The 13,059-nt window shown below is 66.3% G+C and carries 11 protein-coding genes and 1 pseudogene; 6 read left to right on the forward strand and 6 right to left on the reverse strand.

Annotation, left to right across the window (positions count from 1 at the left end):
* From KK097_RS14060 to KK097_RS14075, 4 genes are all read right to left on the reverse strand, one after another.
* On the reverse strand, positions 1-185 hold a 185-nt coding region (locus KK097_RS14060), incomplete at its 3' end, for an S-adenosylmethionine synthetase N-terminal domain-containing protein (protein ID WP_250893288.1).
* Positions 182-1,315, reverse strand: coding sequence for an MFS permease (locus tag KK097_RS14065; protein WP_128781697.1), 1,134 nt, complete (start codon positions 1,313-1,315; stop codon positions 182-184). The genes KK097_RS14060 and KK097_RS14065, both read right to left, overlap by 4 nt.
* A complete protein-coding gene (locus KK097_RS14070) occupies positions 1,312-1,959 on the reverse strand; it encodes a class I tRNA ligase family protein (RefSeq protein WP_128781696.1) in 648 nt (215 codons plus the stop codon). The genes KK097_RS14065 and KK097_RS14070 overlap by 4 nt, the downstream gene beginning before the upstream one ends.
* Positions 1,960-2,031: 72 nt before the next feature.
* Positions 2,032-3,084, reverse strand: coding sequence for a LacI family DNA-binding transcriptional regulator (locus KK097_RS14075; RefSeq protein WP_128781695.1), 1,053 nt, complete (start codon positions 3,082-3,084; stop codon positions 2,032-2,034).
* A gap of 187 nt (positions 3,085-3,271) precedes the next feature.
* On the opposite strand from KK097_RS14075, the gene KK097_RS14080 reads away from it, so the two are divergent.
* The 6 genes from KK097_RS14080 to mobF all read left to right on the forward strand — a co-directional run bounded on the left by KK097_RS14080 (position 3,272) and on the right by mobF (position 10,518).
* Positions 3,272-4,321 carry a glycoside hydrolase family protein gene (locus tag KK097_RS14080; protein WP_128781694.1) on the forward strand — a complete coding sequence of 350 codons (1,050 nt, stop codon included), beginning with the start codon at positions 3,272-3,274 and terminating at the stop codon, positions 4,319-4,321.
* A gap of 44 nt (positions 4,322-4,365) precedes the next feature.
* Complete coding sequence (locus KK097_RS14085) at positions 4,366-5,691, forward strand: sugar ABC transporter substrate-binding protein (protein WP_128781693.1); 1,326 nt, start codon at positions 4,366-4,368, stop codon at positions 5,689-5,691.
* Positions 5,692-5,764: 73 nt separating this feature from the next.
* Entirely contained in the window at positions 5,765-6,751 is a 987-nt protein-coding gene (locus tag KK097_RS14090; RefSeq protein WP_232536687.1) for a carbohydrate ABC transporter permease, read from the forward strand.
* Positions 6,748-7,599: a carbohydrate ABC transporter permease gene (locus tag KK097_RS14095; RefSeq protein WP_128781692.1), complete on the forward strand. Its 852-nt coding sequence runs from the start codon at positions 6,748-6,750 to the stop codon at positions 7,597-7,599. Before KK097_RS14090 ends, KK097_RS14095 begins: the two co-directional genes overlap by 4 nt.
* Before the next feature lie 1,511 nt (positions 7,600-9,110).
* Entirely contained in the window at positions 9,111-10,004 is an 894-nt protein-coding gene (locus KK097_RS14100) for a trypsin-like serine protease (RefSeq protein ID WP_163343935.1), read from the forward strand.
* Between the two features lie 25 nt (positions 10,005-10,029).
* Positions 10,030-10,518, forward strand: coding sequence for a MobF family relaxase (gene mobF, locus KK097_RS14105; protein ID WP_128781690.1), 489 nt, complete (start codon positions 10,030-10,032; stop codon positions 10,516-10,518).
* A gap of 742 nt (positions 10,519-11,260) precedes the next feature.
* Here the strand turns inward: mobF and KK097_RS14110 are convergent.
* A pseudogene (locus KK097_RS14110) lies at positions 11,261-12,452 on the reverse strand (IS3 family transposase).
* A gap of 205 nt (positions 12,453-12,657) precedes the next feature.
* Positions 12,658-13,035 carry a hypothetical protein gene (locus KK097_RS14115; RefSeq protein WP_128781689.1) on the reverse strand — a complete coding sequence of 126 codons (378 nt, stop codon included), beginning with the start codon at positions 13,033-13,035 and terminating at the stop codon, positions 12,658-12,660.
* Positions 13,036-13,059: the final 24 nt, after the last annotated feature.

Raw genomic sequence — 13,059 nt, forward strand, 5'->3', positions numbered from 1 at the left:
ACCATCGTCTCGACGGCGACGCGCGCGTTCGGGTCGACCGTCAGCAGTGCGTCGAGGATGCTGTCCGAGATCTGGTCGCAGATCTTGTCGGGGTGCCCCTCGGTCACCGACTCGGACGTGAAGAGGCGCAGCTTGCTGGCGATGCGACGGCCGGTCGTCGCCGGACCGCGGTCGGTAATGGTCATGGTTTCCTTTCGATGAATGAAGCCGTGATGCGGGGCCGCGGTGCTGCACCGAGTGCGAGGGCGACCCCAACTGCAGCGATGAGTGCCCACCCGCCGGCAGAGCCCGCGATGCTGGCTGCCGGGACGAGTAACGCCGTTACCCCGGCGGCCGTGATGCCCCACGCTGACCCGACAACCCCGAAAGCCGCGGTGTGGAGGCGGGCCGGGGTCCGGTTGAGGATCGTCGGCATCATGCCCGCAGCGAGCAGCAGCTCGGTGATTGTCCAACCCACGCCGAGGACGGCCCAGCTGTCGGTGACGGCCATCGTGATCGCTGTTACGGCACCGACTGCCGACCCCGCCATGAGGTAGTGCGTCGCTGCGGAGTCGCGGAGGAGCCGTACGGCAAGGGGCTGCAGGACGAGGACGAGTGCCCCGTTTAGTAGAGCGGCTGACACGTAGGACTCCGGGTGGCGGGTCCCGAGGGCGAACGCGGTCCCCAGGCCCTGCATCAGCGCGGTGGCGCCGATCCCGACGGTCAGCGCAGCTCCGAGGCGTCGGGCGTCTTCGAGGCGAAGATCTCGCAACGACCCGAGCGCCGGGACCGCGATTGGTCCGAGGATGAGTGCGATTGGGGCCGCTGCAAGCAGGACGACGCCCTCGATCGCGAACAGCACGCCGTATTGCTGGGTCGTGGCGGTGACCAGCCCGGCGACGCCCGCTGCGGCCGCGGCGCCGAGGTTCGCGGCCCAGGCGATCGTGGACTGCGTCCTGGCCCGCTGTCCGTTGGGCGCCGCGAACGTGATCGCGGTCCCGAGCAGTGACCGGGCAGCGCCGGACGTCGCCCCGACGAGGAACATTAAAGCCACCGGGGCTGCGACGGGCGCGCCCACGACGAGCGGGAGGATGAACATGACTAGCCCGTTCGTGGTCATCACCACCCCCAGCACCCTAGTTAGGGTCCGAGCATGGACGAGCGCACCCGCCAGTGCGGGGAACACCACCGTGCCAATGCCGAACGCGGCGAGCACCAACGCGGCACCGGTGGCCTCGTAGACGTCGCGGAACCAGACCACGGCGATGATCGAGCTGAAGCCACCCGCGCGGACGACGACCAGCAGGACGAGCGCCACCATGTAGCGGAGGCTCACTCGTAGCCCTCCGTGCCGCTGAGCCAGGTCGCGACGGCGTCGAAACGCCGCCGAGTCTCCGGAGCGAGGGCGTCGAGTAGCGCAGGGTCGGCCCGTGCGACCAGGACGGACCGGGTGATCCGCGCCAGGTCGACTGCGTCCAGGTCGGCCTCGAGGAAGTGCCCGAAGCCCTCCGAGCCGCTGGCGCGGCGCGCCCGCGGCGGCGTCCCGAGTTCGCGCCGGCGTAGCAGCGGCAGGTCCCGCAGGGCGAGATCCGCGTCGCGCCGGGTGAGTCCGAGCCGTGCGAGCCACCAACGGACTGCCGAGACGCCGTGTGCCTGGAGGAGCGCGGAGAGTCGGCCGGCCCGGCTCGCGGCCGACCGAGGGTCGGCTCCGTCGAGGCGCAGGTTGTGGTGGATGTGGAGCTGATCGGCGCTGGGGACGTCGAGCGCGGTGCAGAGCATCGGGACGACGGTCGTGTGGAGGTTCACCAGTCCCTTTCCGAACACCTGGGTCCGCCTCGCCGCGGTGGTCCAGCCACCGATGCTCGTGGGTAGCAGGTATGCGGCTGCGGCGACTAGTCCGGAGTGGATGACCTGGCCGGGATCATTTGGCACCGGGACGCCGACGTGTCGGGTCCGTGAGGCCGATCGGGAGACGCTGATCCGGTCCGGGACCCGGGTGTTCGACCGGGCGGCCGCGGCGGCGCGGCGCTCAGGACCTCGGTCGGAATGGCATCAGTGTGGCCGGTCGAACGACTGCAGAGCCTGCGGGACTGCGGACACCGAACCGCGTACCCGGATCGGCATCGGGACGAGCTGTTCACCGACGGTCAAGTCCGGGTCAAGGAGGGTGCGGACCGCCAGGGCCCCCATCTCCTCGTACGGCAGCGCCGCGGTGGTCAGGGTCGGTTCGAGGTACAACGCGATGTCGTCGTCATCGAAGGAAACGACTGAGACGTCCTCGGAGACCCGGAGTCCCGCTTCGGTCAGCGCACGGTAGACACCGAAGGCGAGCCGGTCGTTCAGGGCGATCACCGCTCCAGGGCGACGGCCGCTGGCGAGCAGGCCCCGCATGGCTTCGTAGCCGTGGTCGGGATCCCACTCGGGCATGTCGATCTCACTGATCGGCACGACGTCGTGGGCCGCGAGGGCCGCCGATATCCCGGCGAGGCGCCGTTCGATCGCGCGGGTGGTCCAAGCCGGGCGGACGGACCGATCGCGGCCGATGATGACGACGTCCTCGGTGTGGCCGGCGTCGAGCAGGAGCCGCACGATCGACTCGCCGCCGGCGTGCTCATCGGCGAGGACGGTGGCGGTCGGACGGGATGCGACTGCGTTGAGCATGACGACGGGGATGTCCGCGTTGATCTCAGGGAGTTCGACGGCGTGCGGTCGGATCGAAGCGTAGATGAGCCCGTCCACCTGGTGGTCGACGAGCACACCGAACGACGAGACGATCCCGGCCTGCTGGTCCTCGGTCTCGGTGATGAAGAGGACGTATCCCTGGCGCTTCGCCTCGGCGAGGGCGCCGCGGATCATGCCCGACCCGAACCGGTCAGTCGTGATGGCCTCGGAGACGAGTCCGATGACACCGGACCGGCGAGTGGTGAGTGACCGTGCAGTGAGGTTCGGTCGGTAACCGAGTTCACCCGCTGCGGCACGGATGCGGGCTGCGGCGTCGACGGAGACGCGCGATGCCGGGTGGGAGTTGAGCACCTGCGAGACGGCTGCCTTGGACAGCCCGACGCGAGCGGCGACGTCGGAGAGCGTCACTCGACGGGCGCTCATCTCGACCTCGTCGTCATTGTTCGCACCTCTCCAGCATACGGGCTTGACAGACCGTGGTGAACCGGTACACCATACGTGATTAACCGGTTCACCATGGCGGTGGACCCCTCGATGATGAGTGGTGGAACCCCGTGCACGACCTTCCCTCGACCGACGGCCAACGCCGCTTCCGGGCAACGGTGCTCCCGTGCTGAGGCTCCCCGACCACTGGGTGTGGGACTTCTGGTTCGCCGACGACGGCGACCGCCACCACGTGTTCTTCCTCCACGCACCGCGGTCACTCGGCGACGAGCACCGTCGACACCGTGCAGCCCGCATCGGTCATGCCGTCTCCGACGACCTCGTCGACTGGGCGATCCTGGACGGACCGTTCGGGCCCGGTCCCGACGACGCGTTCGACGGGACGACGACCTGGACCGGGAGCGTCGTGCGCGGCCAGGACGACCGCTGGCGGATGTTCTACACCGGCACACGGTTCCTCGAGGACGAGCCCGTCCACACCAACATCGAGACGGTCGGGGTCGCCGTGTCCGACGACCTCGTCACCTGGCAGAAGCTGCCCGGCCCTGTGACGCGCTCCGACCCCCGCTGGTACGAGACCCTCGGCAACGACCCCGACGTCGACGGCGCACTCTTCCCGGAAGAGGCCTGGCGCGACCCGTGGGTCCACGAGGACCCCTCTGGCGGCCTCTGGCACATGCTCGTCACCGCCCGCTCCACCGAGGGAGCGCTCGACGACCGCGGAGTCATCGGACACGCGACGTCCACCGACCTCGAGCGCTGGGAGGTACAGCCGCCGCTGACCTCACCCGGATCGGGCTTCGTCCACCTCGAGGTACCGCAGGTCGTGCAGGTCGACGGCGCCTGGTTCCTGGTGTTCTCCTGCCCCGCTGACGCCCTCAGCACGGCCAATCCACGCGCCGACGAGACACCGGGCACCTGGTCGGTCCCGATCGACGGGCCCTTCGGTCCGTTCGACGTGACGGATGCCGAGCCGCTGACCGACGTGACGTGCTACTCGGGCCGGATCGTCCGTCGTCGCGACGGCTCACCCGTCCTGATGACCTTCGCGAACGGCCGCGCCGGAGAACCCCTGCCCGGCTTCCTGCACGACCCGGTCGACGTGCACGTCATCGACGGTCGGCTGGCCCTCCGTCCAGCGACGCCCACGGCCCAGACCCAGACCCAGACCCAGACCCAACCCTGCCCCGCCGGCAGCGGTACGGCCGCTCCCTGAGCGCCGTCCCACCGACCGACACCCGATCCCACTCAAGGAGAACCATGCACACCACGTCCCTCGTCCGCCGGACAGGAACGGTCATCGCCCTCGCCGCGGTCGCCGCTGCTGCCCTCACCGGCTGCTCCTCCGGCTCCGCTTCCAGCAGTGCTGCTGGCAGCGGGACCGGCAGCATCGTCGTCTGGGGCCACCAAGGCCAGGACTCCGAGGTCGCGGCCATCCAGAACGCCGTCAAGGGCTTCAACGCGTCGCAGAAGAAGGTGAAGGCGACCCTGAAGCTCATCTCCGGCGACACCTACACCAGCACCGTGACGAACACCCCGACGAACAAGTTGCCGGATGTGCTCGAGATCGACGGCCCGACGCTCGCGAGCTACGTCTACAACGGCAAGCTCACTCCGCTCAGCGACTACGTGTCGAAGTCCACCGTCAGCAACGCCACGAGCGGCTCGATCGCCGAGGGTACCGACAACGGCAAGCTCTACGGCCTCGCGCAGTACAGCTCGGCGATGGGCCTCTACGGCAACAAGAAGCTCCTCAAGGCCGCCGGTGTTCAGCTCCCGACTTCGCCGTCCACTGCGTGGACGCCGGAACAGTTCTCGGCGGCGCTGAAGAAGCTCGCCGCGGCGAACTCCTCAGGGAAAGCGCTCGACCTCACCGAAGCGTCGCTGAACGCCGAGTGGGGCACGTACGGCTTCTCGCCGATGGTCCAGTCTGCCGGGGGCAACCTCGTCCAGGGTGACAAGGCCACCGGTGTGCTGAACTCCGCCGCCTCGGTCAAGGCCCTCGAGGACATCGCGTCCTGGAAGCCCTACGTCGACGCGAACACGGACGGCAACGCCTTCCAGAACGGCCGCGTCGCGCTGAGCCTCAGCGGACACTGGAACTACCCGGCCTACTCGAAGGCGGTCGGCAGCAACCTCGTGGCCCTGCCGCTGCCGAACTTCGGTAATGGCGAGAAGGTCGGCGCCGGGTCCTGGACCTGGGGCATGAGCTCGGCCACCAAGAACGGCAAGGCCGCAGGTGCCTTCATGGACTACCTGCTCAACGACACCAGCGTCAAGGCGATCACGGACGCGAACGGTGCTCCGGCAGCGACGAAGTCCGTGTTCGACAAGCAGGCCGACTACCAGCCCGGTGGTGCCCTCGCCCTCTGGGGGCAACAGCTCGAGCAGTCCTGCCCCGCCACGGCGATCACGGACTCCTGTATCGCGGTCTACCGACCGGTGACCCCGGGCTACCCGGTCATCACCTCGAAGTTCGCCAGTGCGCTCTCCGCGGTCTGGGGCGGCGCCGACGCGAAGGAGCAGCTGACCACCGCGGCCCAGTCCATCGACCAGGCCTTCTCCGACAGCAACGACTACAAGTGATCGGCGGTGGAGACGTCGGCCTGCCCGACGTCTCCACCGGCACCGCCCCCGAACAGGACGACCAGGAGCACCAGTGACCAGCACGACCAGTCCCCAGTCGGATGCCCCGCCGATGCCATCCAGGGCGCGGGAGCGCCGCGATCCCCGACAACTGCGCAAGCAGCGGAGCGGCACCTTCGCCGGTCCGCTGATGGCCCTCCCCGCGATGAGCGGCATCGTCCTGTTCATCGCAGTACCCTTCGTCGCTGCGATCGGGCTGTCGTTCTTCAACGTCCAGATCGGGTCGCCGCGTCCGCCGACGTTCCTCGGGTTCACGCAGTACGTGCGCCTCTTCACCGACCCCGTCGAGGCGCCGCAGTTCTTCCGCGCTCTCGGCAACAACCTCTTCTTCGCCGCGGTCGTCATCCCGGTGCAGACCGGGCTGGCGCTCGTGTTCGCCGTCCTGCTCAACCAGCAGCTCAAGGGCATCAAGTTCTTCCGCACGTTCTTCTTCATGCCCGTCGTCTTCCCCATGGCGCTCGTCGCCGTCATCTGGCGCGTCATCCTCGACCGCAGCGGGGACGGTCTGCTGAACAGCGCGGTCGAGACCGTGACCGGCGGGACCGTCGGCGCGCACAACTGGCTCGGCTCCGGCAACACGGCGATGCTCTCCGTCATCGTCCTGTCGGTCTGGCAGGGCGTCGGCTTCCAGATGGTGATCATCCTCGCGGCGTTGCAGGAGATCCCCGAGGAGCGCTACGAGGCCGCACGACTCGACCGAGCGAACGTCTTCCAGCAGTTCCGCTACATCACCGTGCCCGGCGTCCGGAACACCCTGATCTTCGTCGTGCTGCTCACGACGATCTTCGCCTTCCGGGTCTACGACCAGGTGTACATCCTGATCATCACCGCCGGGGGGAACGAGAACGCCCTGCGCACTGTCCTGTACCAGGCGACGAACGCGATCCTCGCCGAGAACAGCGTCGGTCAGGCCGCCGCCATCTCGGTGGTCCTCTTCCTGATCATCGTCATCATCACCCTCGTCCAGCGAGCCGTCCTGCGCCAGAGGAGCGAAAGTTGAGCACCATCCGACCCACCCGCAAGCGACTCTCGAAGGCCGGCTCCTACACCATCCTCATCGTGATGTCGGCGGTCATGTTCTCGCCGATCTACTACCTGCTGATCGGCAGCTTCAAGCCGAGCTCCGAGGTCCTCGACGGCTTCACCGGCTTCCTCCCCATCCACCTGTCGCTCCAGAACTACCTCGGGGTCTTCAAGGCCCTCGACTCGGACGCGACGGGGTACTTCTGGCGGTTCATGGGCAACTCCGTCGCCATCTCGCTGGTCATCGTGCTCGGCGGGCTCGTCGTAAACTCGATGGCGGGCTACTCCTTCGCGCGCCTGCAGTGGCGCGGTAAGAACGCGGTGTTCGTCATCGTCGTCCTGCTGATCATCGTGCCGTTCGAGTCCGTCGCGGTCCCGCTGCTGTTCCTGCTGAACGGCCAGCGCGACACCCTGTTCGTACAGATGATCCCGTTCGTGGCGAACGCGTTCTCGATCTTCTTGTTCTACACGTTCTTCCTCAACCTGCCGAAGAGCATCGAGGAGGCCGCGCGCCTGGACGGTCTCGGGGCCTTTGGCACGTTCGCCCGGGTCGTCGTCCCGAACGCCAGACCGGTCTTCGCGACCGTGGCCATCCTCACGTTCCTCAGCTCCTGGGGGTCGTACCTTTGGCCGTCGATCGTGACGTCCGACCCGACCGCCCGCCCGCTCCCACTCGAGATGAGCGTGTTCTCCGGCCAGACGCCGGTCGACTGGGGACAGACGTTCGCCTTCGGGACCCTGCTGGTGCTCCCGGTCTTGATCGTCTTCCTCGTGTTCCAGCGGTTCTTCATCCAGAGTATCGCCGGTTCGGCCGTCAAGGGTTGACGCAGAGATCTCGCGGCGGCGGGATCTCCGTGGTCTCCGCTTCCACCGGTGCCTGCGTGGACCACCGACACCGGTACCGGTGGTCCACGCAGGCACATCGATCCCACTCAGGCACAACGGATGAGCTCCCCACCGTTCTCCTCGACCGGCTTGGCGACCACGAGCTTCGAGACTGATACGCCAGCCGGGCCGCTGGGCATTGGTGGGCGCGAAGCATGCTTGAGCACAGATCCGCTCCGAGCCCCACACGCGGCTGCGGGCGGGGCCGACGACCTTCGTAGCGGTCGTCGCGTCGGGGGAGTCGGATCTGTTGCAGCAGATCCCTAAGGGTCCACACATGTTGGACTTCCCGCGCTCGATGGCGACGGGAATCAACGGACGACGAGATTCACGACCCCGCCGACAGCCCAGGCATACGGCGCCGAGGACGCCGGGGGAGATCGCGGGCTTCCTCGCGCCGGAGGCTACTTCCGAGGTAGCACCGGAGCGTCAATGCGCCCCGTAGACGATTGCGCAGTACTTCCCCTCGGCCAACTGAGACCACGAGCGCTGTCACTTCGATCCGCCCGGGAAGCACTCGCGGGTCCGCGACACGATGCAGAGTGACCGTCGTGAGACCCCACCGCCGGTCCTGCGTACTGCATCGCTGAAGCTTCAGCAGCGCACACCGCGCGCGATCGACATCACGCAGTTCCAGCGCGAGGCCCATCACCGCCCCGGACGACCTCATCCTGTCCAGCTTCGTTGGCGTGTTCTGCACGGGAGGGAGTTCGTCGCGACCGACGTCCGGAAGCGAAGATCGACGACCGCGGAACTTCGCCCGACGACCGCTGCTTTCTGGCGCTTTAGCATTTTTGGCCGAAGCAAGGCCCGGTAGCTATCGTCAGGAATTCCCCGTCGTTCTCAGGGGTGGCGATGCAATGCACTTCCACGACAGAATCGACGTTGACGCGCTTGCCGTATGGTGACCTACCGCTAAATCAATAGCGGCACGATAATCCTTTCCCGGGAAAGAAATGCTGAGGCGTGTGAACGCTCGTCGGAAATTCGGCGATCGTTCGCGTGCCTCCCACAGGGGCTATGACTTTGTAATACTTTGTGGCTATACGCCAGGCTCAATCTCAGCGCGGCGACCTACTGTGCAATGATATTGCTATGTGGCGCGTCTGGCGGAGAGCGACGGCCGCTCATTGCCGAATTCCGGCGACAGATTGTACGCGAACTTGGTGGCAAGGTGACTTCTTGAGCAGACAGAGCTTCGACCTTCCTCAGCGATTATCTGTGACATAGCGCTTTTCCCGTTCGTTCGAATGGCAATCTCTTACGGAGTCACTTGTTCCATACAATTACCCCTCCCCAGGACGTTGGGGTACCTTCAGGAACAATTTGTTCCGCTGTTGGTGCGCCTATGCTCCCCGCGCCCGTAAAATCGCCGCAATTAGACGATCGTCTAGACAACTCCAAGACAGAAACTGAGGTCTGTAATGACCTTTCCTCACAAAGGCCGTAGGATGACCCATCGTTCGTTGCAGGTAGGCGCTCTCTGCGCTGTCATCGGGGTTGCGTTCGCCGGGGCGTTCGCGCCAGCCGATAGCGCGAGCGCCGCCCCATCGGATCTGGCAGCGACGACTTCGCAGCAGCTTCCCGTTATCCAGGCGACGCCACCCGCCTCAGGGTCGATTGCCGACCAGAAGCCCCGGATTTCCGAGCGACTGCAGCTCCCAATCGTTGCCGGAACGAGGCTGCTCGTCGACAATACTTCCTGCACTGCAGGGGCGGTTCTCTACCGATCGAGTCTGTTCGGACGCATCACGCAGGCGCAACGGGCGACCCGCTATATCATCACCGCGAAGCACTGCGGAGACGTCGGCAGCACCGTCTACGTTAATGGGGCGGTTGTCGGACACGTCGTTAGGACTTCTGACGATTTCGACGTCTCGCTCATCGCCGTTCCGCCGGCCCCCTTCTTGCGGCAGCAGTGCTCGGTGACCCACAGCGGTGGACCCTTCTGCACGACCGTTACTGACTACGCCCCTCGTGCACGCGGGATGGTGCTGGTCGGAGGAACCGCCGTTCCGTTTGCAATCCCCATCAACGTTCTCGGCGCCGGAGCCCCGACCCCTGATGAGGATTTCTGCGCGAGCGGCTCTTTCTCAGGCTGGTTCTGCGGATTCCACACGCGACCGATCGAGGCGACTCTGCGCACCAACGGATACGACCAAAAGGCTATGAGTTATAGCTGGATGCTCCAGCAGGGGGACTCCGGAGGTCCGGTGGTGACCCGAAACGGAACCCTGTACGGAATCGTGTCGGCCAGAGGCAGGCAAGAACCACGCGCCATGTATTACGTCTCGATGCACGAAGCGCTAGCCCAGTTCCCCGGCTTCGCCCTACAGCGGGGCTGAGTACACCTCCGCGCATTGCTCGGCCGTGACACCACCACCTGGCGAGATCGCAGGGTTTCCTCACCGAGCGTGGCGCGCCCGCACGGCGGTTCGTCTCGGGCTACGACGGGTGTTCAGCCCGGTGAAGTCCGCGTTCGTTCTGTGGGCGCTGGCCGACCGAAACGACCCCCGCGAGGCGCACATCGCCCGCGAGGTCCACGCCGCACACGAGGCTGCCTGGGAGGGTGCGATGACGTGGTTCGAGCAGGAGGCCGCGTACACCCGTGCCGGTGCCGGCGGCGTCGCGCAGATGAAGACCAACGGCCTGCTGCTGGCCGCGTTCGAGCACCGTGACTCCCGTACCGGGGATCCTGACCTACACACCCGCGTCGCCGTCGAGACGAAGGTGCAGGGCGTCGACGGGAAGTGGCGTTCCCTCGGCGGCCGCATGCTCCACAACCTCGGCGTCGCCGCCTCCGAGCGGTACAACTCTCTCTCGGGGCCGAAAGCTGCAGGCGAACCTCGGCGGCGTTGAAGACACCATCGAGAACCTCGACCACGTCGAGGCGGTCATCCCCGGCTAGCTCGACAAGGCATGCGACGCCGCACTCCTGACCGTGATCCCCGCCGGCTGACCGATTGACGACAACACGAAGCAGCTCGTCACCGGCATCCGTAACCTGACGAAGAACACCGCCGGTGTCAGCGTCGAGGTCATCGGCGAGACCGGGAGATCCCCGGAGCAGTGTGGGAGGAACTCCAGAAGCGCAAGCGGCGTCGGAAGAAGCAGCTCCACCAGATCCTCACTTCGCTCAGCGACTCCCGCGTCGCGGAGCGTGATGTTAACGGCCCCGCAGATGATAGCGCTGGGGACGAGCAGGCATCGGCCGTATACGTCCTCGGTCGACCCGATTATGATCCGGTCTCCGTCCGCGGAACTTGTCGCAAGTGACGAGTTCCCGCGGAACCTACAAGTCCGTAGACGCAAGGAACGCCCGGCCTGAAAGGAACAACTGTCAGATCGAACCTTGGCCGGGCGTCCTGTGGAGTGATTCTACGGCAGGATGCGGCGAGCGCCCCTAGTAGCGACGGACTTGGAGGGTATGCCGACTTGAGGGTGGCGGTTGAGTCACCCCTGGGTGATGTTTAGTTGTCAGTCCCTGTGGCCTGTGGTTGCTACCTGCGTACATGTACTCATGTACGCAATTTTCGCTGGTTGACCGGGGTTGGGTATCCGAGTTTGTGGGGTCTGCTGCACGGATAGGTGACAGTTGAAGTCACGCCGCGAGAGCGACGTTGGTCCTCATGATGGTTTCGAACTCGATTGGCGTCAATCGGCCGAGGCGGGCTTGGCGGCGTCGCCGGTGGTAGGTCCGCTCGATCCAGGTCACGATCGCGATGCGCAGGTCTTCTCGCGTGGCCAACGAGCGCCGGTTGAGGACGTTCTTCTGCAGGAGCGCGAAGAAGCTCTCCATCGCCGCGTTGTCGCCACAGGACGCGACCCTGCCCATCGAGCCGACCATGTTGTGACGGGTCAGTGCCTGCCGCAGTTTCCGGCTTCGAAATTGCGAGCCCCGATCCGAGTGCAGGATGCAGCCGGCTACGTCGCCAGAATCCGGACCGCGTTCTCCAACGCGGTCACGGCGAGCTTGGATGTCATGCGGGAGTCGATCGAGTAGCCCACGATCCGGCCGGAGTAGACGTCCTTGATCGCGCAGAGGTAGAGCTTGCCCTCGCCGGTGGTGTGCTCGGTGATGTCGGTCAACCACAGCCGGTTCGGCGCCTCGGCAGTGAACATGTGCCGGGTCCGGCCGTGCTCGTCGGTGACGGTGCAGAGGTCGTCGTGGACCGCGGGGCCGGGCTTCTTCCCGTTCTTGCCGCGCTTCTTGCCGAACGCGCTCCACCAGCCGTTCTGCGACGTGATCGTCCACGCGGTCCGATCGGCCATCGGTTCGCCGGCGTCGCGGGCCTCGTCGACGAGGAGTCGATATCCGAACTCGGGATCCTCCGTGTGCGCGTCGAACAGCGCGTTCGCCCGATACGCCCGCACCACCTCGCTCTGCGAAACGGGATCTGCCAGCCACCGGTAGTACGGCTGGCGGGCGAGCTTGAGAACCCGGCACGTCACCGCGACGGGGATCCCGTCGGCGGCGAGCTCGCTCACGAGCGGGTAGAGCCTTTTCCCGGCAGGTTCGCCTGCGACAGATACGCAGCAGCACGCCGGAGCACCTCGACTTCCTGCTCGAGGAGCCGGTTCCGCCGCCGCAACTCACGGACCTCCTCCGACTCAGGACGGGCGGTTCCGGGACGTTCCCCGTCGTCGACGGCGGCGCGACGCATCCACTTCGTCAACGTCATCGGGTGGACACCGAAGTCGGCGGCGATCTGCTCGATCGTCACGCCCGCTTCACGGTTCCGAGCGACGCGGACGACGTCGTCGCGGAACTCCTGCGGATAGGGCTCGGGCACGAGTGCATCCTTCCAGGCCCACCCCACCGGGCAAGCCAGATCAGATGTCACCTATCCGTGCAGCAGACCCAGGCGGTGTGACCAGGACAGGAAGCACAGCTGCCAGTGACACCGCGCGTTGCGTCCCACGGCCCTGCAGACCGCAGTACCGCGCGGCCGCGCAGCTGACGCAGTAGCCAATCGGCTACGGGGAGAACGGACTCGATTAGGGGTGGAAGCGAGGCTCCGTTGCGTAGAGGCCGACCGCTGCGTCGGCCAGAGTCATGGTGGGTTCCACGCAGACATTGGTGATCCCGCGTTCGAACTCGTGGATGAGCGAGTCGGCGGGGAGCCCGGTGCCGTCGTCAATCTTGTTGCGCGCTGAAGTGAGCATGTCCGCTGCCGCAGCGAACTGTTGTTGCGCGGTCAGTTTGGTGTTCCACTCGGCACAGCTCGTATCTGAGTACTGCTTGCTCCAGGTCTGTGTGTACTTGGACACGCTGGTGTCAGCAGCATCGTCATCGGGACTGCTGCCGAAGGAAGAGAGCACTCCGATTAGAGCGGCGAGCAGCACGATCCCGCCGCAGCCGAGCCCGGCGATCACGCCGCATCCGGGCGAGCCTTTACC

The organism is Curtobacterium flaccumfaciens (assembly GCF_018598405.1).
In the GTDB taxonomy this organism is placed as follows: Bacteria; Actinomycetota; Actinomycetes; order Actinomycetales; family Microbacteriaceae; genus Curtobacterium; species Curtobacterium aurantiacum.

Coding starts and splice junctions, on each gene's coding strand:
- KK097_RS14075 (WP_128781695.1), bottom strand. CDS start 3,084: ATGAGCGCCCGTCGAGTGACGCTCTCCGACGTCGCCGCTCGCGTCGGG.
- KK097_RS14085 (WP_128781693.1), top strand. CDS start 4,366: ATGCACACCACGTCCCTCGTCCGCCGGACAGGAACGGTCATCGCCCTC.
- KK097_RS14100 (WP_163343935.1), top strand. CDS start 9,111: ATGACCCATCGTTCGTTGCAGGTAGGCGCTCTCTGCGCTGTCATCGGG.